This window comes from Pseudomonas sp. KH_021 (genome assembly GCF_057838865.1).
On sequence record NZ_CM174477.1, the window covers coordinates 610207 to 634288 of the forward strand.

Below are 24082 nucleotides of genomic sequence, written 5' to 3' on the forward strand. Positions count from 1 at the left end.
AATGCTGCCTAAAGCAAAAAAAAATCGCAATCGGGCGCTGCTGCCCAGCGCTTCACTCGGGCTTCTCAGCCCTGCAAAGCAAAAAGTTCTGGTTTTTGTCCGGCTGGCCTTCAGATTCCAGGGTGTGGACTTGCGCCTCATCCTTGAGGTTGACCCCCGATAGCTGGCGCCGACAGGCCTCACGCATCAGGTAAAGCAAGCGATGGGCCGCCATGGCGTAGCTCAGGCCTTCCAGGCGCACGTTGGAGATGCAGTTGCGGCTGGCGTCGTTGAGGCCGACCCTGGGATTGTAGGTGAAATACAGGCCCAGGCTGTCGGGGGAGCTGAGCCCCGGGCGCTCTCCGATCAGCATCACGGTCATGCGCGCCTGCAGAAATTGGCCCACTTCATCGGCGACTGCGACTCGGCCTTGCTCCACCAGCACGATTGGCGACTGGGTCCAGCCATCGGCTGCCATGTCTTCATACAGGCGAGTGAGAAAGGGCAGGGTGTGGCGATGTACCGCTAGCGCAGAGAGCCCGTCGGCCACCACGATGGCCAGATCAACGCCACCGGGGTTGGCCTGGGTGTGTTCGCGCAGGCGCTGGGCCGAGGCTTCATCAAGGCGCCGGCCCAGGTCTGGGCGCTGCAGGTAGGTGTAGCGGTCGCTGGCCGCGCTGTGCAACAGCAGGCTCGGATGGCCCAGCTCGGTCAATTGCCTGCGAAGGCCACTCTGGTCGAAGGGCAGGTGGACGGCGTCGCGGGCCTGGGCGTGGGCGTATTGGAAGTCCAACTGGGCGCTGGTCGGCAAGCTGACACCCGTTCGGCCCAGGGCGATCCGCGCCGGGGTCAGGCGGCGCAGTTCCAACCAAGGGTTTGCGGCGTCTTGCGGGCTTGGGGTTTTCGATTCCATGAGGACACCTAACCGAGCTGTTTCAAGGCATGACGGAATGCTGGCGGCAGCGCATCGCCAAAGCGAACTTTCCCATCTGCTTGAGTGAAAATTCCCATACGCGCCAACCAGGCTTCGAATTCCGGTGCGGGCTTCAGGCCCAGGGTCTGACGGGCGTAGAGCGCATCGTGGAAGGACGTCGTCTGGTAGTTGAGCATGATGTCGTCCGAACCCGGAATGCCCATGATGAAGTTGACGCCCGCCACACCCAGCAGCGTCAGCAGGGTGTCCATGTCGTCCTGGTCGGCTTCGGCATGGTTGGTGTAGCAGATGTCGCAGCCCATGGGCACACCGAGGAGCTTGCCGCAGAAGTGGTCTTCCAGCCCGGCGCGGATGATTTGTTTGCCGTTATAGAGGTACTCCGGGCCGATAAAGCCGACCACGGTGTTGACCAGAAACGGTTTGAAGTGGCGTGCCACTGCATAGGCGCGGGCTTCGCAGGTTTGCTGGTCGACACCGTGATGGGCGTTGGCTGATAGCGCGCTGCCTTGGCCAGTCTCGAAATACATCAGGTTCTGCCCCAGGGTGCCGCGGTTCAGGCTCAGCCCTGCCTCGTAACCTTCCTGCAATACATTGAGGTTGATGCCGAAGCTGGCGTTGGCCGCTTCGGTGCCGGCGATGGACTGGAACACCAGGTCCAGCGGCATGCCGCGGTTGATGGCCTCGATCGATGTGGTGACATGGGTCAATACGCAAGTCTGGGTTGGGATGTCGTAGCGCTGGATCACCGCATCCAGCATCTGCAGCAGGTCGCAGATCGAAGCGATGCTGTCGGTGGCCGGGTTGATGCCGATCATGGCGTCGCCATTTCCGTACAGCAGGCCATCAAGCACGCTGGCGGCGATACCGGCAGGGTCATCGGTGGGATGGTTGGGCTGCAAGCGGGTCGAGAGTCGACCGCGCAGGCCCAGGGTGCCCCGAAAGCGAGTGACTACCCGGATTTTCTGGGCGACCAGCACCAGGTCTTGGACGCGCATGATCTTCGACACGGCAGCTGCCATTTCAGGGGTCAGGCCAGGCTCCAGGGCGCGCAGGCTTTGCTCGTCCGCTGCCTCGCTGAGCAGCCAGTCACGCAGGCCGCCCACGGTGAGGTGGCTGACCACGGCAAACGCAGCCTTATCGTGGCCGTCGATAATCAGCCGGGTGACTTCGTCTGCTTCGTAGGGAATCAGTGCTTCTACAAGGAAATGCTTGAGCGGAATATTGGCCAATGCCATTTGGGCAGCCACCCGCTCGCCGTCGTTGAGCGCGGCGACGCCGGCCAGGAAGTCACCGGAGCGTGCCGGGCTGGCCTTGGCCATGACGTCCTTGAGGCTGTCGAATCGGTATGTCTGGGCGCCGATGGTGTGCGCAAAATGTGCCATACAGAGTCTCCGTGGCGCTGCAGGCCTGAGCCTGCGGCGAGATGGTTATCAGTGTAAGGCCTCGGCAGAAAAGCGTGGCCTTGGGTGAAGGCCACGCTGTGTTGCGGTGTTGTCAGAAGAAGCCCAGCGGGTTGATGTCGTAGCTCACCAGCAGGTTTTTGGTTTGCTGGTAGTGGTCGAGCATCATTTTGTGGGTTTCACGGCCGACGCCGGATTTTTTATAACCGCCAAATGCCGCGTGTGCGGGGTACAGGTGGTAGCAGTTGGTCCAGACGCGACCGGCCTTGATGCCACGGCCCATGCGGTAGGCGCGGTTGATGTCGCGGGTCCAGACGCCTGCACCCAAGCCGAACTCGGTGTCATTGGCAATCGCCAGCGCTTCGGCTTCGTCCTTGAAGGTGGTGATGCTGACCACCGGGCCAAAGATTTCTTCCTGGAACACGCGCATTTTGTTGTTGCCTTTGAGCAGCGTCGGCTGGATGTAATAGCCGGTGGCCAGGTCGCCTTGCAGTTGCTCGACCTTGCCACCGGTCAGCAGCTCGGCACCTTCCTGTTCGGCAATTTCCAGGTACGAGAGAATCTTGTCGAACTGTTGCTGGGACGCCTGGGCGCCGACCATGGTCTCGGTGTCCAGTGGGTCGCCGCGCTTGATCTGCTTGATCTTCTTCATGACCTCTTGCAGGAAGGCCGGGTAGATCGATTCCTGCACCAGTGCCCGCGATGGGCACGTGCACACTTCACCCTGGTTGAAGAACGCCAGCACCAGGCCTTCGGCGGCTTTTTCGATAAAGGCAGGCTCTGCCTGCATGATGTCTTCGAAGAAGATGTTCGGCGACTTGCCGCCCAGTTCCACGGTGGACGGGATGATGTTTTCGGCCGCGCATTTCATGATGTGCGAGCCCACTGGGGTGGACCCGGTGAAGGCGATCTTGGCGATGCGCTTGCTGGTGGCCAGGGCTTCGCCGGCTTCGCGGCCATAGCCTTGAACGATGTTCAGCACGCCCGGTGGTAGCAGATCACCAATCAGCTCGAGCAGTACGCTGATGCCCAGCGGGGTTTGCTCGGCGGGCTTGAGGATGACGCAGTTACCGGCCGCCAAGGCTGGGGCCAGTTTCCAGGCCGCCATCAGGATCGGGAAGTTCCACGGGATGATCTGACCGACCACGCCCAGTGGTTCATGAATGTGATAGGCCACGGTATTGCCGTCGATCTCGGCCGCGCTGCCTTCTTGTGCGCGTATGCAGCCTGCGAAATAGCGGAAGTGGTCGGCCGCCAGCGGGATGTCGGCGTTCAGGGTTTCGCGGATGGCCTTGCCGTTGTCCCAGGTTTCAGTCAGGGCCAGCACTTCGAGGTTCTGCTCGATGCGGTCGGCGATTTTCAGCAGGATCAGTGAACGGGCCTGGACTGAGGTGGTCCCCCAGGCATCGGCAGCGGCGTGGGCGGCGTCCAGGGCTTTTTCGACGTCTTCGGCGGTGGAACGAGGGAATTCTGCGATGGGCTGGCCGTTCACTGGCGAGATGTTGGTGAAGTATTGGCCTTTGACCGGTGCCACGAACTCGCCGCCGATGTAGTTGCCGTAGCGGCTTTTGAATGTGACAAGGGCGCCTTCGGTTCCGGGTTGAGCGTAACGCATGGTGAGTTTCTCCTGGCTTTTGTACTTATCGGGGGAGGACGCGTTGAAAACGTTGATAAGCGTAGAGCAAAGGTTGGGCCAGCGCGTTGAATCCCGAAGATTCAAGGCCTGCAAGCAGAGAGCAAGCCTCACTGACACAAACGGTGGCAGCGAGCACTTGTTGAGCGTGGCAGCAATCAGATGACTGCTGTGCACTATTTATCCTGCTCCACAGGAGCGTAAATCCAGCATCCTCCAGCCTATTTCTCAATGCAACGACAGCGCGACCGGTGAACGACACAATCTTAGGGTAGGAGCCGGCTTTAGCCGCGATGAACGCACCGCGGAGCGTCAGGCATACCGCGGTGCGTTCATCGCGGCTAAAGCCGGCTCCTACCTTGCCGCTATTTATTCCAGCAAATAGCCTTCGTCGCCCTCGCTCAACACCCCACCATGATCTGTCCGATCACCCACGCGCGCCACGGCTCGGCCTTGTACGTTGGAAATCGCCGACCCCTCAATGATCAAAGCCCCACAGCTAATGGCATCTCCCACCCGGGCAACACCCTTGCCGTTGAGCAGGACGGTTTCGCTGGCACTGACTACGGTACCTGGGCCGTGGAGGGGACAGAGGTGGGCATGGCCGATCAGGACGACGGGTTTCATGAGGTGTCTCGAATGGGAGAGAGGGGCATCGACGTTATTGGCCCGACGTCGGAGGGAAAAGCAGGTGATTCCTGAGTTAGCGTCGGATACTTCCTGGTTTTGGTTCGGCACCTTGCCCGCTTCAGACAATGGGGCTTATAGTCCGCCCGTCGTCCCTATGACGATCGGGTTTGGCGACCCGGATACGAATGTGCAACGGCGCTCTGCCGGTTCTGCAGAGCTCCCTTGTGCCCGCAAAGCTGTGTGTTATGGCAGCTGTGCGCGGGAGACCTTCGGGTCTGCCGGGGTCATTCGTTCCGGTTCGCCAACCTGCGTACAGCTGCCACCTATTCGTTTGGCGACGATAGGGGGCATCTCCACTGGCAAACGAATGAGATCTCCTACATGCCTCAGTACATTCCTCTTACAAACAATTGCGATCTTCCCTGCTTGGCCATTGATAGCCATGCTCCGGTTTCTGATCTTCATAACAATGCGCTTCTTCGAATTCGTGTTGCGACTGAACTACTGGAGAGTCTTGCGCGCAGTGAGCTGATGAGCGCCGACGGCACCGACTTGCAATACATCAGTCAAGCCGCTGCTCTTTTGATGCGTGACGGCTGTGATTTGCTGGATGTATTGGGTCGCAATCTTCCTCAAGGCCGGTCGGCTCTTCCCTGACCGACCAAACCAGTCGAGTTTTTCCCCGCCCTAAGCTACCCTGCCTCGATGTTTCGCGAGGTCAATCATGCACATTCATATTCTCGGTATTTGCGGCACGTTCATGGGTTCGCTGGCGGTGTTGGCCAAGGAGCTGGGGCATCGTGTGACCGGTTCGGACGCCAATGTCTACCCGCCAATGAGCACTCAGCTTGAGGCTCAGGGCATCGAGCTGACTCAGGGCTACGACGCCGCCCAGTTGGACCCGGCGCCGGATCTGGTGGTCATCGGTAATGCCTTGTCGCGCGGCAATCCGGCGGTGGAGTACGTACTAAACAAGGGTTTGCCTTATGTGTCGGGGCCGCAGTGGCTGGCCGACCATGTGCTGCAGGGCCGTTGGGTGCTGGCGGTGGCCGGCACCCATGGCAAGACCACCACCAGCAGTATGCTGGCTTGGGTGCTGGAGCATGCGGGCATGAGCCCGGGCTTTTTGATTGGCGGCGTGCCGCAGAATTTCTCGGTGTCGGCTCGCTTGGGCGGCACGCCGTTTTTTGTCGTGGAAGCCGATGAATACGACAGCGCCTTCTTCGACAAACGCTCCAAGTTTGTCCACTACCGTCCGCGCACCGCCATTCTGAACAACCTGGAATTCGATCACGCGGATATCTTCCCGGATCTGGCATCCATCGAGCGCCAGTTCCACCATTTGGTGCGCACCATTCCCAGCGAAGGCCTGGTGATCCACCCGACCACCGAGCCGGCGTTGCAGCGTGTCATCCAAATGGGCTGCTGGACTCCAGTGCAAACCACCGGTGCCGGTGGGCAATGGCAGGTCAATCTGTTGAGCGCCGATGGTTCGCGCTTCGAAGTCAGCTTCGAGGGCCAGCTTCAGGGCGTGGTCGAGTGGGAAATGACCGGTCAACATAACGTTGCCAACGCTTTGGCAACGCTGGCTGCAGCCCGCCACGTGGGCGTGGTGCCATCCATGGGCATCGCCGCCTTGAACGCGTTCAGAAGCGTAAAGCGGCGCATGGAGAAAGTGGCCGAAGTGCAGGGCGTGACCATCTACGATGACTTCGCTCACCACCCGACCGCCATCGCCACCACCCTGGACGGCCTGCGCAAGCGCATTGGCGATGCACCGCTGATCGCTGTGATCGAGCCGCGCTCCAACTCCATGAAGCTGGGTGCGCATCGCGATGGTTTGCCAGAAAGCGTCAAGGATGCCGATCAGGTGATCTGGTATGCGCCGCCCAACCTGGGTTGGGATTTGGTCGCGACGGCCGCTGAATGCGCAGTGCCCGCCGTGGTCGCCGACTCGCTGGAGGCGATCATTGCCCGCATCAAGGGCCAGGCCAAGCCGGGCACCCATGTGGTGATCATGAGCAATGGCGGCTTTGGTGGCCTGCATCTCAAGTTGGCCGAGGCCCTGAAATGAGTGGGCCAGATCGCATCACCCTGGCCATGACCGGTGCATCGGGGGCGCAGTATGGTCTGCGCCTGCTCGACTGCCTGGTTCGGGAAGACCGTGAGGTGCACTTCCTGATTTCCAAGGCGGCGCAATTGGTGATGGCGACCGAGACGGACGTGCTGCTGCCGGCCAAGCCACAAAGCATGCAGGCCTTCCTGACCGAATACACGGGCGCTGCCGCCAACCAGATCCGTGTCTACGGCAAGGAAGATTGGATGTCGCCGGTGGCCTCTGGCTCCGGGGCGCCGGCGGCGATGGTCGTGGTACCGTGCTCCACGGGCACCCTGTCGGCGATTGCCACAGGCGCGTGCAACAACTTGATCGAACGTGCGGCCGACGTAACTCTCAAGGAGCGTCGGCAGTTGGTGCTAGTCCCGCGTGAGGCACCGTTTTCCAGCATCCATCTGGAAAACATGCTCAAGCTGTCGAACCTGGGTGCCGTGATTCTACCGGCCGCGCCTGGCTTTTATCATCAGCCACAAACCATTGATGATCTGGTGGACTTTGTCGTGGCGCGAATTCTCAACGTGCTGAATATTCCGCAAGACATGCTGCCGCGCTGGGGCGAGCACCATATTGGCGGGGAAGAATGAAGCGGCGTCTGGTGTTGGTCGCCTTGGCGGTGGCGGTGCAATTGGTGGGCTGCGCTACGGTCAGTACCTTGAACGCAGCCAAGCCGGGTGCACCGATCGTGTATTCGGGCACACGATTGGATTTGTACGCGATGAAGGGGGGATGCTGCCCGGAAGATCGGTTTGGCGTGGCAGCGCCTGAATATCCCGCACTGGACCTGCCCGGCAGCGCACTGCTCGATACCGTACTGCTGCCATTGTCGGTACTGACGGTATTGGGTGTTGAGTTTCAGGCTACCGGCGGGCTGTAGGAGCCAGGTTTACCTGCGATGCAGGCGCCGCGGTTTTCCTGATATACCGTGGCGCATTCATCGCAGCCAAGGCTCGCTCCTACCGGAGTTTGCCCAGCTTGCGCAATTGATCGGACTCGACCACGCGAATGCCGTCCTGCTCTTCCAGCGCCAAGCGCCACATGGCGCGGGCCAGTTCACAGGCTTCGATGCCGTGATACTTGCCGGGAATCAGTTTTGACAAGGGCCCGACCAGAGACTCGCCCAAGCGCGGCTCGGTGCGGTTGCCCAGCAACAGGGAAGGGCGGGCGATGGTCAGTTGCGGCCAGTCCTGCTCTTTAAGCGCCTGCTCGGTCTCGCCTTTGATTCGGTTGTAGAAAATCGACGAATGTTGGTCGGCGTCCACCGCGCTGATCACCAGCAAGTGGCGGGCACCCAGCTCGCGGGCGCGCTTGCCGAAGGCCACCACCAGGTCGTGATCAACCTCGCGAAAGGCTTCCCGGGAGCCGGCCTTCTTGATCGTACTGCCCAGGCAGCAGTAGGCAATATCTACCCGCCCCTTGAGCTCGGGCAACAGCTCGGTCAGGTTACCCACCGGGTTTTCCAGGTGCGAATGTTTGGCCAGCGGGCGACGGGTTGGCGCCAGCACGCGGGTAACGGTCGGTTCGTTGAGCAATCGATCCAGCAAGTGCTCCCCCGTCAAGCCGGTGGCGCCAGCAAGCAGTATGTGTTGGGGCGTCAAGTACATAATGTCTCTCCCTTGATACACATCAGCTTAGTGCTTCCCCGCCTGTTTTTCCTCTACAGGCTTTGAAGAATTACTTTGCAGGGCTCGGCGTGCCTGCTGTTGGCGCAATTGCTGCCAGCGGGCGAGCACAGCCTTCGGCGCCCAGATCTGCGGTTCGGAGGCGTCGAAGCCTTCGGAGATCTCGCGAGCCGCCACCTGAGTGCGGGCCAGCTCAAAGGCTTGCTGTAGATCATCGGTCTGGTTCAGGGCCTGGGCGAACAGAGCGTCACCGAAATAGGTGAAATCAGCTTCTTCCGAGCAACCAAATGACACCCGGTCCGCACGTGAGGCGGCCATGATCAGGGTCTTTTCATCCTTGAGCGCCGGGATGAAGCCTCCTGAATAACAGGCGGAAATGACAATCACCTTATCGCGGTTTTTCAGGGGGGCTAGCACGCTGGCTAGGTCATCGGCAGGCAAGTCCGCCAGTTGCAGGCGCGGCACGTCGAGTACCAGTTCGTGCTCGTGGGAGCCATGGCTGGTGAGATAGATGAACACCAGGTCTTCTGGCCCACTGCGTTCGGCCAGGGTGTGCACGGCGCGCGTGAGGGTTTCGCGAGTGGCCATCGGGCGATCCCCCAGATGGTCGCGATGGTTCACCAGGCTGATCTGCCCAAAGGCACCGAAGCGGCTGGCAAGCATGTGGCTGACATAGTCAGCTTCACGCAGGAACACACTCTGTTTGCCGTCACCCGCCACTGTCAGGCTATACAGCTCGATCGAAGGCGTCGAAGCGGGTAGGGCGGCCAATGCTTGGTCGACCAGGCCGCCTTGGTTGAGCAGGGCCAGTTCCAGCGGGTCAGGCAGCAATTTGCCATGTTCATCGCGCACCCGCTGGCCGTCGACCCATTGGCCGGATTGAACGCTGCCGTCGGTTTGCGTCAGGCGGCCTCGCCCCTGATAGACATCATTGTCGAACTCACCCTCATAGACACTGCCGTCGGCCAAGACCAGGCGCCCAGTGCCAGAAAACCGCCACTCCAAAAAGCCGCCTTTATAATGACTGCCGTCGGCGCCGAACAGTTCGCCCTTGCCGGTCAGATCGCCGTCCTTGAATTGGCCGATCCAGACATCGCCGTCGGCATTTTCGTAGCGGCCGCGGCCCTGTAGCTGGTTGTGGTGAAAGTTGCCGATGTACTGGTCGCCTTCAAGGCTGTTGAAGGTGCCGCTGCCTTCCAGTTGGCCGTTGACGAAGGTGCCGGTGAATTCGTTGCCGCTGGCGTCACTTCGAGTGCCCTCGCCATGGGGTTTGCCTTTGGCGAACAAACCTTGGTACTGGCTGCCGTCTTCAAGGTCCAGATGGCCTGGGCCAGAATACAGGTCGGCCTTGAAACCGCCTCGGTAGACCAGGCCGGGCTCCTTGAGCGTGCCTTCTCCTTCGCGTCGGCCCAGTTGGTAGCCGCCCGTGTAAGTGGTGCCACTGGCCTTCAGGCTGCCTTGGCCATGGAACAGGCCTTGCTGGAATTGGCCACGGTACACCTCGCCATTGCTGCCGTGCCATTCACCCTGGCCGTGCCATTGGCCATTGAGAAAGGTACCGCTATACCAGCTGCCATTGGGGTAATCGATGCGCCCCTGTCCTTGCAAAAGGCCGTTGACCACTTCGCCTCGGTAGCGACCGCCATCAGGCAAGCGAGCATCGGGGGGTGACAGCGACTCGCCTTCGCCACAGGCGGCGAGCAGCAGTGTCAGGGCAAGGGGCAGGAGTGGGCGCATGGCGGGGTCCGGGCAATTGACCGCCCGAGTATGCCGCAGAATGTGATGCGAAACAGCCACCCGGGCTGTTTCACATGCCAATGTGTGGTTACACGAAGCAGAGCGACAGGGGTTCGGCGACATACGCCGGCTTTTCTTCACCTTCGATTTCAAGGGTTGTCGTGGCCTTGAGCAGCCATTGGCCAGGCTTCTTCTCGAAGGCTTCGGTCAGCTCGACTTTGAGTCGAACCCTGGAATTGACCTTGACCGGCTGAATGAATCGCACGCTGTCCAGCCCGTAGTTGACGACCATTTTCAGGCCTTCGGGCAGGACCAGGATGTCTAACATCAGTTTGGGAATCAGTGACAGCGATAAAAGGCCATGGGCAATGGTGGTGCCGAAAGGGGTCTGTGCGGCTTTGACAGGGTCTACGTGAATAAATTGGAAGTCACCGGTGGCTTCGGCAAACAGATTGATGCGTTGTTGATCAATGGTCATCCATTCGGAACGTCCCAGCTCCTTTCCAACATAGTCTTTAAGCGCTGCAACAGGTACATAGGGCATATAACTTTCCTTGTTCGATCGTTTACGGACCCATCTTGGTACGAGCGTCCTACAACGCTAGATCAGCATGGACTGCAAGGTCGGTCAAGTACTCATGAGTGCGGCGAATGGCGGGGTATAGGCTCATGGAGGGCGTGTTTATAATGGTCGGCAATCGCGCGGGGAATTTTTTATGTTGTTACGGGGTTTAACCTGGCTGGTGTTGTTCCAACTGCTCGGCACGGCGCTCAATCATTTGTTGGTGCCCGTCTTGCCGGGCCCGATCATCGGCCTGGTGCTGTTGTTGATTTTCCTGATGGCTCGCGGTGAGGTTGGAGAGCCTTTGAACCTCGCCTCAGCCAGTCTGTTGCGCTACCTGCCGCTGTTGCTGGTGCCGCCTGCCGTTGGCGTGATGGTCTATGCCGCCGATATCGCCGCCGATTTCTGGGCCATTGTTGGCACCCTCGTGTTGTCCCTGGTGATCGCTATCGTGGTGGCTGGGGTATTGATGCAAAAAATGATCGAGCGTCAGGCCCGCCGTGGGGATCGTCCATGACCCTGCTCGATTGGCACGGCGCCGTCGACGCCGTCATCCACCATCCGCTGTTTGGCATCGGCATCACCCTGGGCGCGTATCAACTTATCCTGGCCGCTTATGAGAAGACCCGCTGGATCTTCCTGCAGCCCGTGCTGGTATCGATGGTGGTCGTGGTCGGCGTATTGCTGGCCTGCGGATTGACCTACGGCGAATACCGCAAGAGCACTGAAATCCTCAGTATCTTGCTTGGGCCCGCCACCGTGGCGCTGGCCGTACCGCTCTATCTCAACCTTCGACGCATCCGTCAGTTGTTCTGGCCAACCTTTACTACGCTGGTAGTGGGTGGCGTGGTGGCCACTGGCATTTGCTTGTTATTGGGCAAAGGGTTCGGCGCTGAGCACATGATCCTGATGACCATGGCGCCCAAGTCGGTCACCTCTCCCATCGCCATGCTGGTCGCTGAGCAGATTGGCGGTGTGGCAGCGTTGGCGGCTGTGTTTGTGCTGATTACCGGTGTCATTGGAGCAATCATTGGGCCTGCGCTACTGTCCTTGCTCGGGGTGAAAAACCACGCGGCCCGGGGCATGGCATTGGGCTTGACCGCACATGCGGTAGGTACGTCGGTGGCGTTGCAGGAAAGTGAAGAATGCGGTGCCTTTGCGGCTTTAGCCATGAGCCTTATGGGCGTGGCGACGGCTGTTTTCCTGCCCCTGGCGGTCAGTCTGGTTGCTTAAGGAATCTGTTATGACCTTGCCGTTGTTCCCCCTCAATACCGTGTTGTTTCCCGGTTGCTACCTTGATTTGCAACTGTTCGAGGCGCGCTATCTGGACATGATCGGCCGTTGCATGAAGCAAGGCGGAGGCTTCGGCGTCGTCTGCATTCTTGAGGGTGAGGAGGTGGGCAATGCACCTGAAGGGTACGCGCTGATTGGCTGTGAAGCGCTGATTACCGACTTCAGGAAGCAGGATAATGGCTTGCTGGGCATTCGTGTCCAGGGCGGGCGTCGTTTTCGCGTGTTAAGCAGTGAGGTGCAGCGCGATCAATTGATTGTGGCCAATGTAGAGTGGCTTGAAGAGCAGTCTGGCCGCGCGTTGGATGAGTCCGAAAGCGACTTGCTGGCCTTGCTCACGGCCTTGGCCCAGCACCCGATGGTAGCGGCGTTGGATATGGGTCATCACGCTGAAGACCAGCAATCGCTGGCCAACCAGTTGGCGTACCTGCTGCCATTCCCCGAAATCGACAAGTTGGATCTTCTCGAATTGAACGACCCGCAGCAGCGCCTGGACGCGATTCAGGCACTGCTCGATGACTTGCAGGGCGAGCTTTTCGCCTGACACACCGCGGTGGTTTCATCGCCGGCAAGCCGTGCTCCTACCGGAGTAGACACCCGTTAGGGTAGGAGCCGGCGGTTCCGTTAGAGCATGGATTGGTAGTTGTAGCGTTCCAGCGCGAGGGGCAGGGCGTGCAGGGCAAAAAACGCCAAAAGCGCGATCACCGCTGGCAATACCAGCCACCAGACCCGCAGCGGCAGGGCGCCCATCGGCGTCGAGCGTTGGACCAGCGCCAGGCTGATGGCGCAGAAGGTGCTCGCCAACAGGGCGCCGGCCAACACATCGGTTGGCCAGTGCACACCCAGATAGAGTCTGGAGGCGGCGATTGCCATCGCGGGCAGGCAGCCCAGCAGCAACCACGTCAGGCGCATGCGCGGCGGTTGCCCGCGACCGGCCAAAATCGCCAGTGTCAGAAAGAACGCAAAGGACGCCGAGCTATGGCCGCTTGGCATGCTGAAAGTGGTCAGGGGAGTGCTCAGCACCTCTGGCCGGGCCCTGGTGAACAGCCATTTCAAACTGCCATTGGCCAGCGCCGTGCCCAGCAGGGTGATGCCGGCAAAGATCATTGGGCGCCACTGCCTTGTCAGCAACAGCAGCCCGGTCAGTAATCCCCCAGCGAACAATTGTGTGCGAAAGTCGCCCAGGCGGGTCACGACCACCACCATGCTATCGACCGCCCGGCTGCGGTGCTCCTGAATCAGGGTCATCAGGCCCTGATCAAGTTGTATGAGGTAAGGCCAGCCAAGCAGCAAGGCTGACAGTAACAACAGGCACAGCACTGCGGTTAAGCGGGTGGCTGACCTGTGCCGACGCAGCGTACTGTTGGCGCCCACGCCAACCAGAACAGCCAGGCCCGCCGCCACAACACCTGCCTGTGTCCAGAAGCCTTCGGGCAATGGCAAGCGCATGGCCGCGCCGGTGGCCCATCCGGGCAATAGATAAGCCACGGCCCAACCCGCCGCGGCCACCAGGCTGACGCCGATAAAACGTGGCAGGGGCATGTCGAACATGCCGGCCACCACCGGCAACATGGGCCGCAAGGGGCCGATAAAACGGCCAACCAGCAAGCTGGCGATGCCATAGCGCTGGAAATACGACTCGGCGCCGCCAATCCATTCAGGGTGATGGCGTAGCAAGGGTAGGCGCCGAATGTTCTGGTGAAAGCGTCGGCCGAGAAAATAGGAAATCGCATCGCCTAGGAGCCCGCCCAGATACCCGAGCAGCAAGGTCTCGCCCAGCGACAACGCACCGCTGCCGGCCAGCACGGAGACCGCGAACAGCAACACTGTGCCCGGCACGATAATCCCGGCAATCGCCAGGCACTCAATGAAGGCCACGAAAAAAATCGCCGCGCCGAGCCATTGTGGGTTGACCGTCAACCAGCCAGTCACGCTGTCGAGCCATGGGCCCATGTTCAGATTCCTTGTTCGGGTAAAGAGTGTTCGATCAAAACGTAGTCTTGTCCTTCGACTTGCCCGCGACGCAAGGGGTTGCGGGTGCAATACCGAGCGTACTGGGCGTCGACGAAACGATAGGGCAGATGTTCATCGCGGCCGTGGGGAATGCCCAGGCGGGTGGTCTGGATAATGTGTTGCACGATGATTCCCCGGTCTTCCACAAACAACTGCCCGGGGTCGAAGCGCTTGGCATCCCAATTCGGCACTTTGAGCCCCAGCGCTCGGCACAGCAGGGTCTGGCCCGCGCACAGCCGCTTCGGTGGGCGTGGGTTGCCATTGGCGTCGGGGTTGTTCAATTGCATCTGCGCCAGGCTGTTGGCATCCGAGTACGGGTCCAGCCAAGGGTAGGCTGACTTGATCAGCACGGCATTGCCCGGCCCCTGGGCGCTGAAGTTCAGTGAATCACCGCCGCGCGCGTAGTACATATAGATGTGGCCACCATCAAGAAACAGCGCCCTGCGCTTATGCGTGTAACCCAACGAGGCATGGCTGCCTTTTTCCGCGCAGTAATAGGCTTCGGTCTCGATAATGCGTGCCGACAGCCAATAGGGCCCATGGCGGTGACGGATGATCTTGCCCAGCAGCTCGCGTGCCAGCACCTGGGCATCGCGATCGAAGAACGCGTTGGGCAGGGGGCGGGCGTCGGGCCACGGCAGCGAGGCAAGCGTTTCCGGCATCTGGGGTCACCATATTTGAGAGGCCGCGGATCATAGCAATTTCCAGCTTAAACGGGCCTGAACAACGACTTGTGACAGTTCATTTCGACCATCCGCCTGCCACCGCTGTCCGTGGACGGGCGCGACAGCTATAATCAGCCGCTTTCTTCCCCGCCAAGACCACAGAGACCATGACTGAGTCCGTTCTTGACTACATGACCCGCCTGGGTCGCTCTGCCCGCGAAGCCTCCCGTGTGATCGGCCGTGCCAGCACTGCGCAAAAAAACCGCGCCCTGCAAGCTGCTGCCGCCGCACTGGATGAGGCTCGCGCCGAATTGTCCGCCGCCAACGAGCTGGACCTGGCCGCTGGCCGGGCCAATGGCCTGGAACCGGCCATGCTCGAGCGCCTGGCGCTGACCCCGGCACGCATCGACGGCATGATCGTCGGTTTGCGCCAGGTGGCCAGCCTGCCGGACCCGGTCGGCGCCATTCGCGACATGAGCTACCGGCCGTCAGGTATCCAGGTCGGCAAGATGCGGGTTCCGCTGGGTGTGGTGGGGATTATCTATGAGTCGCGTCCGAACGTGACCATCGATGCCGCCAGCCTGTGCCTGAAGTCGGGCAACGCGACGATCTTGCGGGGCGGCTCTGAAGCTATCAACTCCAACCGTGCCATTGCCGCCTGCATCCAGCGTGGCTTGGCCGAGGCTGGCCTGCCGGCCGCAGTGGTCCAGGTGGTCGAAACCACCGACCGCGCCGCGGTGGGTGCCCTGATCAGCATGCCCGAGTTCGTCGACGTGATCGTTCCCCGTGGTGGCAAGGGCCTGATCGAGCGCGTCAGTCGCGACGCCCGGGTGCCGGTCATCAAGCATCTGGACGGCATCTGCCACGTGTATGTCGCCGCCGATGCCGACCTGCAAAAGGCCCAGCGCATTGCCTTCAACGCCAAGACCTACCGTTACGGTATCTGTGGCGCCATGGAAACCCTGCTGGTCGACCAATCGATCGCCGCCGAGTTCTTGCCGGCCATGGCTGCGCAGTTCAAGGAAAAAGGCGTCGAATTGCGCGGTTGCGTGCGCACCCGCCAGTTCATCGAGGCCGTTGAGGCCACCGAAGAAGACTGGCACACCGAATACCTCGCGGCGATTCTGTCGATCCGCGTGGTCGACGGCCTGGACCAGGCGATCGAGCACATCAACCACTACGGCTCGCACCACACCGATGCGATCGTGACCGAGCATCAAGGCCAGTCCCGTCGTTTCATGAACGAAGTCGACTCAAGCTCGGTGATGCTCAATGCCCCGACCTGCTTCGCCGACGGTTTTGAATACGGCCTGGGCGCCGAGATCGGTATTTCCACGGACAAGCTGCACGCCCGTGGCCCGGTTGGGCTCGAAGGCCTGACCTGCGAGAAGTACGTAGTGATCGGCGACGGTCAACTGCGCGGCCAGGAGCCTGTCTGACTTGGCAGCCGTCAAGCCAGCTGGCAGCCTGACGCAGCACCCCCGACGTGTCGGGGTGCTGGGAGGCACTTTCGATCCGATTCATATCGGCCACCTGCGCAGCGCGCTGGAAGTGGCCGAGATGCTCGGGCTCGATGAGCTGCGCCTGATACCCAATGCTCGCCCGCCGCATCGCGACACACCACAGGTGTCTGCCCAGCAGCGCCTGGCGATGGTCGAATGCGCCGTGCAAGGGGTTGCGCCGCTGGCGGTGGATGCGCGCGAGCTGTTGCGTGACACGCCGTCGTACACCATTGATACGCTGGAATTGATACGCGCCGAAATGGCACCTCAAGACCCGCTGTTTTTACTACTGGGCTGGGATGCCTTTTGCGGTTTGCCGACCTGGCATCGCTGGGAAGAACTGCTTACGCATTGTCACATCCTGGTGCTGCAACGGCCGGATGCCGATGTCGAGCCGCCGGATGCCTTGCGCAACCTGCTGGCGGCACGTTCTATCAGTGATCCGCAGGCGCTTCAGGGCCCTGGCGGGCAGATCACATTTGTCTGGCAGACACCCTTGGCCGTGTCGGCCACCCAGATCCGACAGCTGCTGGCCAGCGGCAAGTCGGTACGTTTTCTGGTGCCGGACGCGGTACTGGCCTACATCGATGCGCACGGGCTGTACCGTGCGCCGACCTGAGGGCGCGCCGCAAGGCGGCCCCCATCTACGAGCTGAATGAGTTTTTTATGAAGAAACAAGCACTGACACTGAGTGGCGAAGAGCTGGTTGAATTGGCCAAAACCGCCCTTGAAGACGTTAAGGCCCTGGATATCTTGGTTATTGACGTGAAGGACAAGCACAGCCTGACCGACTACATGGTCATCGCCACCGGTACCTCCAACCGCCAGATCAACGCGATGCTCGACAAGGTTCGCGAAATCGTCAAGGCCAAGGGTTGCATGCCGTTGGGCGAAGAAGGCAAGGGCGAGAGCGACTGGGTTCTGCTTGACCTGGGCGATGTGATCGTGCACATGATGACCGCCGCCGCTCGCCAGTTCTATGACCTGGAGCGTCTGTGGCAGGGTGCCGAGCAGAGCCGTGCGGCCAGCGGTGCGCATCACACGCCTGGCAACGAATAAGGCATCGCTGTGCGTCTACGCCTGATTGCAGTCGGTTCGCGCATGCCCAAGTGGGTCGAAGAGGGCTGGCACGAGTACGCCAAGCGCCTGCCCTCGGAGTTGTCGCTGGAACTGGTGGAAATTCCGCTCAATACCCGCGGCAAGAACGCCGATGTGGCCCGCCTGATCCGTCAGGAGGGCGAAGCCATGCTGGCCAAGGTTCAGCCCGGTGAGCGAATCGTCACCCTCGAGGTTCATGGCAAGCCCTGGAGCACCGAGCAGTTGGCCGGTGAGCTGGACCGCTGGCGCCTGGACTCGCGCACAGTCAACCTGATGGTCGGTGGCCCCGAGGGGCTGGCGCCAGAAGTCTGTGCGCGCAGTGAACAGCGCTGGTCGCTGTCACCGTTGACCCTGCCGCACCCGCTGGTGCGGATTCTGATTGGCGAACAGATTTATCGCGCCTGGACTGTCCTGTCCGGGCACCCTTACCACAAATAAGCCTGTAAGCCTCCTTCATGTCGCAGCCGATTCGCCTCAAGGATCACGAAAAAGACGCCCGCCTGGTGCGTAAGCGCGTTGTCGTGGGCGCCGTGGCGGTGGTCGTGCTCATTTGCGTACTGATCGCCCGCTTGTATTACTTGCAGGTGATTCAGTACGACTATCACTCGACCTTGTCGGAAAACAACCGCGTTCACGTGCAGCCGATTCCGCCGACACGCGGGCTGATTTTTGACCGGAACGGGGTGATCGTCGCCGATAACCGGCCAAGCTTCAGTCTGAGCATGACCCGCGAACGCTCTGGTAACTGGCGTCAGGTGCTCGATGTGATCGTCGAGGTGCTGGAGCTTTCGGCCGACGACCGCGCCTTGTTCGAAAAGCGCATGAAGCAGGGGCGCCGGCCGTTCGAACCCGTGCCGATACTGTTCGAGCTGACTGAAGAGCAAATCGCCCGGGTGGCGGTTAACCAGTTCCGCTTGCCAGGCGTGGAAGTGGTGGCGCAATTGGTTCGTCATTATCCACAGGGGGCTCATTTCGCCCATTCGGTCGGCTATGTCGGGCGGATCAACGAGAAAGAGCTCAAAACCCTGGATCCGGTGAACTATAGCGGCACCCACCATATCGGCAAGACCGGTATCGAGCGCTTCTACGAGCCGGAACTGCATGGCCAGGTCGGTTATGAAGAAGTCGAAACCAATGCCCGCGGCCGGGTATTGCGAGTGCTCAAGCGCACCGATCCAAAACCTGGCAAAGACATCATCCTGAGCCTTGACATCAAGTTGCAGGAAGCGGCCGAAGCCGCGCTGGGCGGGCGCCGTGGCGCCGTCGTGGCGCTGGACCCGGCCACCGGCGAGGTGCTGGCGATGGTCAGCCAGCCAAGTTTTGACCCTAATTTGTTCGTCACCGGCATCAGCTTCAAGGCGTATGCCGAGCTGCGCGACTCTATCGACAGGCCGCTGTTCAACCGCGTGTTGCGCGGCCTGTATCCACCCGGCTCGACCATCAAGCCTGCTGTCGCCATCGCGGGCCTGGACTCAGGCGTGGTCACGGCCGGCTCGCGGGTGTACGACCCCGGTTACTACCAACTGCCCAACTATGACCACAAGTACCGTAACTGGAACCGCAGTGGCGACGGCTGGGTCGATCTGGACACCGCGATCATGCGCTCCAATGACACCTACTTCTATGACTTGGCGCACAAGATGGGCATCGATCGCCTGTCCGATTACATGAACCGCTTCGGTATCGGTCAGAAGGTTGCCCTGGATATGTTCGAAGAGTCTCCAGGCCTGATGCCCACGCGCGAATGGAAACGCGCTACCCGTCGCCAGGCCTGGTTCCCGGGCGAAACCCTGATTCTGGGTATTGGCCAGGGCTACATGCAGGCGACCCCGCTGCAATTGGCCCAGGCCACGGCGCTGATCGCGAGCAAGGGTAAATGGAACCGACCGCACCTGGCCAAGACCATCGAAGGCCTGCCGCCCGTCGATGAAAACCCGATGGAAGATATCGTGCTGCGTGACAAGTCGGACTGGACCAAGGTGACCCATGGTATGGAACAAGTGATGCACGGTGCCCGCGGCACCGCACGCAAGGCGGCCATCGGGGCGCAATACCGGATCGCCGGCAAGAGCGGTACCGCGCAGGTCGTGGCGATCAAGCAGGGGGAGCGCTACGACCGCTCCAAGCTTCAGGAACGTCATCGCGACCACGCCTTGTTCGTGGGCTTTGCCCCGGCCGACAACCCAAAAATCGTGGTCTCGGTCATGGTCGAGAACGGTGAATCCGGCTCCGGTGTTGCAGCGCCTGTGGTTCGCCAGGTGATGGACGCCTGGCTGCTGGGCGCCGATGGCCGACTCAAGCCTGAGTTCGCCAACCCTACCGTTGCACAGGCGCAGACCCATGATCAGTAATTTCGACCGCATGCTCTCCAGCGAAGATGTGATGCGTCGGCGTGCGAGCCTGCTGCAGCGCTTGCACATCGACGGCCCGCTGTTGATCCTGCTGCTGACCTTGGCCGCGGGCAGCCTGTTCGTGCTGTATTCGGCCAGTGGCAAAAACTGGGACTTGCTGCTCAAGCAGGCGACATCGTTCGGTATCGGCCTGGTTTCGATGTTCGTCATTGCCCAGCTCGAACCGCGATTCATTGCGCGCTGGGTGCCGTTGGCGTATGTGCTGGGGGTGGTCCTGCTGGTCATGGTGGACGTCATGGGCCACAACGCCATGGGCGCGACACGCTGGATCAACATTCCCGGGGTCATCCGCTTCCAGCCTTCGGAGTTCATGAAGATCATCATGCCGGCGACCATCGCCTGGTATCTCGCCAAACGCTCGTTGCCCCCTCAACTCAAGCATGTAGCGGTCAGCCTGATGCTGATCGGGGTGCCGTTCATTCTGATCGTGCGCCAGCCAGACCTTGGGACCTCGTTGCTGATTCTCGCCTCTGGTGCATTCGTGTTGTTCATGGGGGGCTTGCGCTGGCGCTGGATCATCAGCGTGCTCGCCGCCGCCGTGCCCGTGGCGGTGGCCATGTGGTTCTTTGTGATGCACGACTATCAGAAGCAGCGGGTACTGACCTTCCTGGACCCAGAAAGCGACCCACTCGGCACCGGCTGGAACATCATCCAGTCCAAGGCTGCCATCGGCTCGGGTGGGGTGTTCGGCAAAGGCTGGCTGCTCGGTACTCAATCGCACCTGGACTTTCTGCCCGAAAGCCACACCGACTTCATTATTGCCGTGCTCGGTGAGGAATTCGGCCTGGTGGGTATCTGCCTGCTGTTGCTGATCTATCTGTTGCTGATCGGTCGCGGCCTGGTCATTACCGCCCAGGCCCAAACCCTGTATGGCAAGCTGCTCGCGGGCAGTTTGACCATGACCTTTTTTGTGTATGTTTTCGTCAATATCGGTATGGTCAGCGGGCTGTTGCCCGTTGTGGGCGTACCGCTGCCATTCATTAGCTACGGCGGAACTTCGCTGGTGACGCTGCTGTCAGCGTTTGGGGTTCTGATGTCGATTCATACCCATCGTAAATGGATCGCTCAAGTTTGATTAAGGTGAACAAATACATGCTATTGATGCGTGACTGGGCTACTCGATGCGTCAGCTGGGTAGGCCTGGTGGGTATCCTCGGCGGCGCTCAGCAAGTAGCGGCCGGCGAATACGAAGGTTCACCGCAAGTCGCCAATTTTGTTGGCGAGATGACCCGCGATTATGGCTTCGCGGGCGAGCAATTGATGAGTGTGTTCCGTGAAGTGGAGCGCAAGCAGTCGATCCTGGACGCCATTTCGCGCCCGGCCGAGCGGGTCAAACCGTGGAAAGAATATCGGCCGATGTTCATCACCGATGCGCGCATCGCCCGAGGTGTGGATTTCTGGCGCCAGCATGAAGCTGCGCTGGCCCGAGCCGAGCAGGAATACGGTGTGCCCGCGCAAGTGATCGTGGCGATCATTGGAGTAGAGACTTTTTTCGGGCGCAACACCGGCAACTATCGGGTGATCGACGCACTGTCGACCCTGGGCTTCGATTACCCGCCGCGTGCCGACTTCTTCCGCAAGGAATTGCGCGAGTTCCTGCTGTTGGCCCGTGAAGAGCAGATTGATCCCATGACGGTCAAAGGCTCCTACGCCGGTGCCATGGGCCTGCCACAGTTCATGCCCAGTAGCTTTCGCGCCTATGCCGTGGATTTTGATGGTGATGGCCATATCAATATCTGGACCGACCCGGACGATGCTATCGGCAGTGTTGCCAGCTACTTCAAACGCCACGGCTGGGTCGCTGGAGAGCCCGTGGTCAGCCGCGGCTGGGTGCGCGGCGAGCGGGTCGACGAGGGTTTGACTCCAGGCCTCGATCCGGTCAAGACCGTTGGGGAGTTGCGGGCATTGGGTTGGTCGAGTCATGATGCGCTGCGCGACGATCTGTCGGTCACCGCGTTCCGGCTCGAAGGCGATACCGGCCCTGAGTACTGGATGGGGATGAAGAACTTCTATGCGATCACGCGCTATAACCGCAGTGTGATGTACTCCATGGCGGTCCATCAATTGTCGGAAATGCTGGTTCAAGCACGGGGCGTCAAGTAATGCGCGCAATGCCAATTCGCACACCCTTGAAGTTGATGGCCTACGTGGTATTGGCGTCTCTGGTGGTCAGTTGCTCCACCAGTCGTGCCCCGCAGACCACCACCACCACCACCGCCGCACGCCCCAACCCCGTGCTGGATATCAACCGCGCCCATAAAGATGGCGCGCCTTGGTGGGATGTGGATGTCTCGCGTATTCCCGATGCCGTCCCGACCCCTCACAACGGTGCCTACAAGGCCGCACCCTACTCGGTGTTGGGCAAGTCCTACTTCCCGATGGCCGAGTCGCGCAACTACGTGGCGACCGGTACCGCCTCCTGGTACGGCACCAAGTTTCATGGCCAGAACACGGCCAACGGCGAAGTCTATGACCTCTATGGCATGAGCGCGGCGCACAAGACCCTACCGCTGCCCAGCTATGTGCGGGTGACTAACCTGGATAACTACAAGAGCGTGATCCTGCGGGTCAATGACCGTGGGCCGTTCTATTCCGACCGCATTATCGATTTGTCTTACGCTGCCGCGAAAAAACTCGGTTATGCCGAAACCGGCACTGCACGGGTCAAGGTCGAGGGCATCGATCCGCAGCAATGGTGGGCACAGAAAGGCCAGCCGGCGCCGATGGTGCTGGAGCAGCCGCAAGTGGCCCAGGCCAAGCCTGCGTTCAAATCCACCACCGGCGCGGTTGAGGTCTATACTCCGCCGCCACAGCAGCACGCCGCTGCGGTGGTGCCGGTACAGGTCAATGCAAGCAACTCTGCCAGCGCGTCGTCCGGGGTGTTTTTGCAAGTCGGTGCATTCGCCAACCCGGATGCTGCCGAGTTGCTTCGCTCCAAGCTCAGCGGCATGGTGCGCCAGCCGGTCTTTATCAGTTCGATCGTGCGCAGCCAGCAGACCCTGCACCGGGTTCGCCTGGGGCCGATTGGCTCACAGGATGAAGCCCAGCAAGTACAGAACAGCATCCGCCTGGCCAAGCTTGGCCAGCCGAGTGTGGTAACAGCCGATTGAACCGCCAGCGCCCGCTCTTGTCCGAGCAGGCGCTGGCTGGATACAAGCCCGCCGCAGAGCGGGTCGTCGCCGGCAGGTCTCGGGGGGCCAGCCAGACAAAGCGACCGCCGATGCGCGAAACAGTCTGTACAATGGCTGCCTTTGCCTCGGGCCCGAACCTGAAAAAACGATTGCCCGCCAGGGCATTTGCCCATTAGCAATTTCGAGAGACGGATGAACATCACCACCTTTGCCAAACGCTTGCTCCTGCTTGTACCGCTGATGATCGCCCCTGCCGCCTTTGCGGCAGAGCAGATGATGCCGTCGCCGCCGCAGCTGGCTGCCAAGTCTTACGTGCTCATGGAAGCTTCCAGCGGAAACATCCTGGTCGAGAACAACGGCGATCAACGTTTGCCGCCGGCCAGCCTGACCAAGCTGATGACTGCCTACATCGCGACCCTGGAAATCCGTCGCGGTCAGATCGGCGAGAACGACCCGGTCACGGTCAGCGAGCACGCCTGGCGCACCGGTGGTTCGCGGATGTTCATCAAGGTCGGCTCGCAAGTCACCGTCAGCGATCTGCTGCACGGGATCATCATCCAGTCCGGTAACGACGCCAGCGTCGCGATCGCCGAGCACATCGCCGGCAGCGAAGATGCCTTCGCGGACCTGATGAACAAGACGGCCGAAAAACTCGGCATGAACAACAGCCATTTCATGAACGCCACCGGTCTGCCTAACCCGGACCACTACTCCTCGGCTCATGACATGTCGCTGCTGGCTCGCGCGATCATCCACGAAGACCCGGCCCATTACGCGATCTACTCGCAGAAGGAGTTCTTCTGGAACGGCATCAAGCAGCCGAACCGCAACCTGCTGCTGTGGCGTGACAAGACCGTCGATGGCCTGAAAACTGGTCACACCGACGAAGCCGGCTACTGCATGGTGTCTTCGGCAGTACGTGATGGCATGCGTCTGATCGCCGTTGTCTTCGGCACTAACAGCGAACAGGCTCGCGCTGCTGAAACCCAGAAGCTGCTGACCTACGGTTTCCGCTTCTTCGAAGCCCAGACTTTCTATCAGAAAGGCACTGAGCTGGCCCAGGCTCCGGTTTGGAAGGGCGACGCCCGCCAAATCAAAGCCGGCTTGGCCGAAGACCTGACCATGACTTTGCCTAAAGGCCAATTGAAAAACCTGGCCGCCAGCATGACCATGAACCCACAACTGATCGCACCGATCGCCAAGGGCGACGTGATCGGCAAGGTGGAAGTCAAACTGGGTGACCAAGTGGTCCACAGCGCCGACCTGATTGCATTGGACGCTGTCGAGGAAGGTGGCTTCATGCGCCGCATGTGGGATAGCATTCGTCTATTCTTCTACGGCTTGTTCAACTGATATCGACGA

Annotated in this window: 25 protein-coding genes; 16 read left to right on the top strand and 9 right to left on the bottom strand. The window is 60.7% G+C overall.

Annotated features, from left to right (window positions below; translation table 11 throughout):
- Nucleotides 1-52: 52 nt before the first annotated feature.
- The 4 genes from eutC to AC3IX4_RS02935 all read right to left on the bottom strand — a co-directional run bounded on the left by eutC (nt 53) and on the right by AC3IX4_RS02935 (nt 4573).
- Nucleotides 53-892 carry an ethanolamine ammonia-lyase subunit EutC gene (eutC, locus tag AC3IX4_RS02920; RefSeq protein ID WP_489259151.1) on the bottom strand — a complete coding sequence of 280 codons (840 nt, stop codon included), beginning with the start codon at nt 890-892 and terminating at the stop codon, nt 53-55.
- An 8-nt stretch (nt 893-900) separates the two neighbouring features.
- Complete coding sequence (locus AC3IX4_RS02925) at nt 901-2295, bottom strand: ethanolamine ammonia-lyase subunit EutB (protein ID WP_489259152.1); 1395 nt, start codon at nt 2293-2295, stop codon at nt 901-903.
- 112 nt (nt 2296-2407) lie between these two features.
- On the bottom strand, nt 2408-3928 hold the full coding sequence (gene exaC / locus AC3IX4_RS02930) for an acetaldehyde dehydrogenase ExaC (RefSeq protein ID WP_489259153.1): 1521 nt from the start codon (nt 3926-3928) through the stop codon (nt 2408-2410).
- Between the two features lie 387 nt (nt 3929-4315).
- On the bottom strand, nt 4316-4573 hold the full coding sequence (locus tag AC3IX4_RS02935) for a PAAR domain-containing protein (RefSeq protein ID WP_489259154.1): 258 nt from the start codon (nt 4571-4573) through the stop codon (nt 4316-4318).
- Nucleotides 4574-4957: 384 nt separating this feature from the next.
- On the opposite strand from AC3IX4_RS02935, the gene AC3IX4_RS02940 reads away from it, so the two are divergent.
- From AC3IX4_RS02940 to AC3IX4_RS02955, 4 genes are all read left to right on the top strand, one after another.
- Complete coding sequence (locus AC3IX4_RS02940; protein ID WP_489259155.1) at nt 4958-5233, top strand: short-chain dehydrogenase; 276 nt, start codon at nt 4958-4960, stop codon at nt 5231-5233.
- A 67-nt stretch (nt 5234-5300) separates the two neighbouring features.
- The gene (gene mpl / locus AC3IX4_RS02945) at nt 5301-6650 is read left to right on the top strand and encodes a UDP-N-acetylmuramate:L-alanyl-gamma-D-glutamyl-meso-diaminopimelate ligase (protein ID WP_489259156.1); all 1350 of its coding nucleotides are present in this window, start codon (nt 5301-5303) and stop codon (nt 6648-6650) included.
- Nucleotides 6647-7276 (top strand): flavin prenyltransferase UbiX, encoded by a 630-nt coding sequence (ubiX, locus tag AC3IX4_RS02950; protein ID WP_489259157.1) that lies wholly within the window; start codon nt 6647-6649, stop codon nt 7274-7276. Before mpl ends, ubiX begins: the two co-directional genes overlap by 4 nt.
- A complete protein-coding gene (locus AC3IX4_RS02955; RefSeq protein ID WP_489259158.1) occupies nt 7273-7566 on the top strand; it encodes a YceK/YidQ family lipoprotein in 294 nt (97 codons plus the stop codon). Before ubiX ends, AC3IX4_RS02955 begins: the two co-directional genes overlap by 4 nt.
- A gap of 79 nt (nt 7567-7645) precedes the next feature.
- Here the strand turns inward: AC3IX4_RS02955 and AC3IX4_RS02960 are convergent, their stop codons facing one another.
- From AC3IX4_RS02960 to AC3IX4_RS02970, 3 genes are all read right to left on the bottom strand, one after another.
- Complete coding sequence (locus tag AC3IX4_RS02960) at nt 7646-8293, bottom strand: oxidoreductase (protein ID WP_489259159.1); 648 nt, start codon at nt 8291-8293, stop codon at nt 7646-7648.
- A 27-nt stretch (nt 8294-8320) separates the two neighbouring features.
- Entirely contained in the window at nt 8321-10048 is a 1728-nt protein-coding gene (locus AC3IX4_RS02965; protein WP_489259160.1) for a C13 family peptidase, read from the bottom strand.
- 88 nt (nt 10049-10136) lie between these two features.
- Entirely contained in the window at nt 10137-10592 is a 456-nt protein-coding gene (locus AC3IX4_RS02970) for a MaoC family dehydratase (protein ID WP_489259161.1), read from the bottom strand.
- 172 nt (nt 10593-10764) lie between these two features.
- Here AC3IX4_RS02970 and AC3IX4_RS02975 point away from each other — a divergent pair, with 172 nt between their 5' ends.
- Genes AC3IX4_RS02975 through AC3IX4_RS02985 form a run of 3 tightly spaced genes read left to right on the top strand, consistent with a single transcriptional unit; the run spans nt 10765 to nt 12444 of the window.
- Nucleotides 10765-11127 carry a CidA/LrgA family protein gene (locus AC3IX4_RS02975; protein WP_489259162.1) on the top strand — a complete coding sequence of 121 codons (363 nt, stop codon included), beginning with the start codon at nt 10765-10767 and terminating at the stop codon, nt 11125-11127.
- Nucleotides 11124-11843 carry an LrgB family protein gene (locus AC3IX4_RS02980; RefSeq protein WP_489259163.1) on the top strand — a complete coding sequence of 240 codons (720 nt, stop codon included), beginning with the start codon at nt 11124-11126 and terminating at the stop codon, nt 11841-11843. Before AC3IX4_RS02975 ends, AC3IX4_RS02980 begins: the two co-directional genes overlap by 4 nt.
- Before the next feature lie 10 nt (nt 11844-11853).
- Nucleotides 11854-12444, top strand: a complete 591-nt coding sequence (locus AC3IX4_RS02985; RefSeq protein ID WP_489259164.1) for an LON peptidase substrate-binding domain-containing protein — start codon at nt 11854-11856, stop codon at nt 12442-12444.
- An 80-nt stretch (nt 12445-12524) separates the two neighbouring features.
- Here the strand turns inward: AC3IX4_RS02985 and AC3IX4_RS02990 are convergent, their stop codons facing one another.
- Both AC3IX4_RS02990 and AC3IX4_RS02995 read right to left on the bottom strand, forming a co-directional pair.
- Entirely contained in the window at nt 12525-13853 is a 1329-nt protein-coding gene (locus tag AC3IX4_RS02990) for a bifunctional DedA family/phosphatase PAP2 family protein (RefSeq protein WP_489259165.1), read from the bottom strand.
- Between the two features lie 2 nt (nt 13854-13855).
- Complete coding sequence (locus tag AC3IX4_RS02995; RefSeq protein ID WP_489259166.1) at nt 13856-14575, bottom strand: DNA-3-methyladenine glycosylase; 720 nt, start codon at nt 14573-14575, stop codon at nt 13856-13858.
- A 170-nt stretch (nt 14576-14745) separates the two neighbouring features.
- Here AC3IX4_RS02995 and AC3IX4_RS03000 point away from each other — a divergent pair, with 170 nt between their 5' ends.
- From AC3IX4_RS03000 to AC3IX4_RS03040, 9 genes are all read left to right on the top strand, one after another.
- Nucleotides 14746-16017, top strand: a complete 1272-nt coding sequence (locus AC3IX4_RS03000) for a glutamate-5-semialdehyde dehydrogenase (protein ID WP_489259167.1) — start codon at nt 14746-14748, stop codon at nt 16015-16017.
- A gap of 28 nt (nt 16018-16045) precedes the next feature.
- Nucleotides 16046-16699, top strand: a complete 654-nt coding sequence (gene nadD / locus AC3IX4_RS03005; RefSeq protein WP_489261196.1) for a nicotinate-nucleotide adenylyltransferase — start codon at nt 16046-16048, stop codon at nt 16697-16699.
- Between the two features lie 47 nt (nt 16700-16746).
- On the top strand, nt 16747-17139 hold the full coding sequence (rsfS, locus tag AC3IX4_RS03010) for a ribosome silencing factor (RefSeq protein WP_489259168.1): 393 nt from the start codon (nt 16747-16749) through the stop codon (nt 17137-17139).
- 9 nt (nt 17140-17148) lie between these two features.
- Nucleotides 17149-17616, top strand: a complete 468-nt coding sequence (gene rlmH, locus AC3IX4_RS03015; protein ID WP_119138070.1) for a 23S rRNA (pseudouridine(1915)-N(3))-methyltransferase RlmH — start codon at nt 17149-17151, stop codon at nt 17614-17616.
- Between the two features lie 17 nt (nt 17617-17633).
- Nucleotides 17634-19529 (top strand): penicillin-binding protein 2, encoded by a 1896-nt coding sequence (gene mrdA, locus AC3IX4_RS03020; RefSeq protein ID WP_489259169.1) that lies wholly within the window; start codon nt 17634-17636, stop codon nt 19527-19529.
- A 31-nt stretch (nt 19530-19560) separates the two neighbouring features.
- Nucleotides 19561-20664: a rod shape-determining protein RodA gene (gene rodA, locus AC3IX4_RS03025; protein WP_489261197.1), complete on the top strand. Its 1104-nt coding sequence runs from the start codon at nt 19561-19563 to the stop codon at nt 20662-20664.
- Between the two features lie 17 nt (nt 20665-20681).
- Nucleotides 20682-21692 (top strand): lytic murein transglycosylase B, encoded by a 1011-nt coding sequence (mltB, locus tag AC3IX4_RS03030; RefSeq protein WP_489259170.1) that lies wholly within the window; start codon nt 20682-20684, stop codon nt 21690-21692.
- Nucleotides 21692-22699 (top strand): septal ring lytic transglycosylase RlpA family protein, encoded by a 1008-nt coding sequence (locus AC3IX4_RS03035; RefSeq protein ID WP_489259171.1) that lies wholly within the window; start codon nt 21692-21694, stop codon nt 22697-22699. Before mltB ends, AC3IX4_RS03035 begins: the two co-directional genes overlap by 1 nt.
- Nucleotides 22700-22912: 213 nt before the next feature.
- Nucleotides 22913-24073 (top strand): D-alanyl-D-alanine carboxypeptidase family protein, encoded by a 1161-nt coding sequence (locus AC3IX4_RS03040; RefSeq protein WP_489259172.1) that lies wholly within the window; start codon nt 22913-22915, stop codon nt 24071-24073.
- Nucleotides 24074-24082: the final 9 nt, after the last annotated feature.

What these genes read in the sequence shown, in the direction of transcription:
- eutC (WP_489259151.1), bottom strand. Translation starts at nt 892, where the DNA reads ATGGAATCGAAAACCCCAAGCCCGCAAGACGCCGCAAACCCTTGGTTG.
- AC3IX4_RS02925 (WP_489259152.1), bottom strand. Translation starts at nt 2,295, where the DNA reads ATGGCACATTTTGCGCACACCATCGGCGCCCAGACATACCGATTCGAC.
- exaC (WP_489259153.1), bottom strand. Translation starts at nt 3,928, where the DNA reads ATGCGTTACGCTCAACCCGGAACCGAAGGCGCCCTTGTCACATTCAAA.
- AC3IX4_RS02935 (WP_489259154.1), bottom strand. Translation starts at nt 4,573, where the DNA reads ATGAAACCCGTCGTCCTGATCGGCCATGCCCACCTCTGTCCCCTCCAC.
- AC3IX4_RS02940 (WP_489259155.1), top strand. Translation starts at nt 4,958, where the DNA reads ATGCCTCAGTACATTCCTCTTACAAACAATTGCGATCTTCCCTGCTTG.
- mpl (WP_489259156.1), top strand. Translation starts at nt 5,301, where the DNA reads ATGCACATTCATATTCTCGGTATTTGCGGCACGTTCATGGGTTCGCTG.
- ubiX (WP_489259157.1), top strand. Translation starts at nt 6,647, where the DNA reads ATGAGTGGGCCAGATCGCATCACCCTGGCCATGACCGGTGCATCGGGG.
- AC3IX4_RS02955 (WP_489259158.1), top strand. Translation starts at nt 7,273, where the DNA reads ATGAAGCGGCGTCTGGTGTTGGTCGCCTTGGCGGTGGCGGTGCAATTG.
- AC3IX4_RS02960 (WP_489259159.1), bottom strand. Translation starts at nt 8,293, where the DNA reads ATGTACTTGACGCCCCAACACATACTGCTTGCTGGCGCCACCGGCTTG.
- AC3IX4_RS02965 (WP_489259160.1), bottom strand. Translation starts at nt 10,048, where the DNA reads ATGCGCCCACTCCTGCCCCTTGCCCTGACACTGCTGCTCGCCGCCTGT.
- AC3IX4_RS02970 (WP_489259161.1), bottom strand. Translation starts at nt 10,592, where the DNA reads ATGCCCTATGTACCTGTTGCAGCGCTTAAAGACTATGTTGGAAAGGAG.
- AC3IX4_RS02975 (WP_489259162.1), top strand. Translation starts at nt 10,765, where the DNA reads ATGTTGTTACGGGGTTTAACCTGGCTGGTGTTGTTCCAACTGCTCGGC.
- AC3IX4_RS02980 (WP_489259163.1), top strand. Translation starts at nt 11,124, where the DNA reads ATGACCCTGCTCGATTGGCACGGCGCCGTCGACGCCGTCATCCACCAT.
- AC3IX4_RS02985 (WP_489259164.1), top strand. Translation starts at nt 11,854, where the DNA reads ATGACCTTGCCGTTGTTCCCCCTCAATACCGTGTTGTTTCCCGGTTGC.
- AC3IX4_RS02990 (WP_489259165.1), bottom strand. Translation starts at nt 13,853, where the DNA reads ATGGGCCCATGGCTCGACAGCGTGACTGGCTGGTTGACGGTCAACCCA.
- AC3IX4_RS02995 (WP_489259166.1), bottom strand. Translation starts at nt 14,575, where the DNA reads ATGCCGGAAACGCTTGCCTCGCTGCCGTGGCCCGACGCCCGCCCCCTG.
- AC3IX4_RS03000 (WP_489259167.1), top strand. Translation starts at nt 14,746, where the DNA reads ATGACTGAGTCCGTTCTTGACTACATGACCCGCCTGGGTCGCTCTGCC.
- rsfS (WP_489259168.1), top strand. Translation starts at nt 16,747, where the DNA reads ATGAAGAAACAAGCACTGACACTGAGTGGCGAAGAGCTGGTTGAATTG.
- mrdA (WP_489259169.1), top strand. Translation starts at nt 17,634, where the DNA reads ATGTCGCAGCCGATTCGCCTCAAGGATCACGAAAAAGACGCCCGCCTG.
- rodA (WP_489261197.1), top strand. Translation starts at nt 19,561, where the DNA reads ATGCGTCGGCGTGCGAGCCTGCTGCAGCGCTTGCACATCGACGGCCCG.
- mltB (WP_489259170.1), top strand. Translation starts at nt 20,682, where the DNA reads ATGCTATTGATGCGTGACTGGGCTACTCGATGCGTCAGCTGGGTAGGC.
- AC3IX4_RS03035 (WP_489259171.1), top strand. Translation starts at nt 21,692, where the DNA reads ATGCGCGCAATGCCAATTCGCACACCCTTGAAGTTGATGGCCTACGTG.
- AC3IX4_RS03040 (WP_489259172.1), top strand. Translation starts at nt 22,913, where the DNA reads ATGAACATCACCACCTTTGCCAAACGCTTGCTCCTGCTTGTACCGCTG.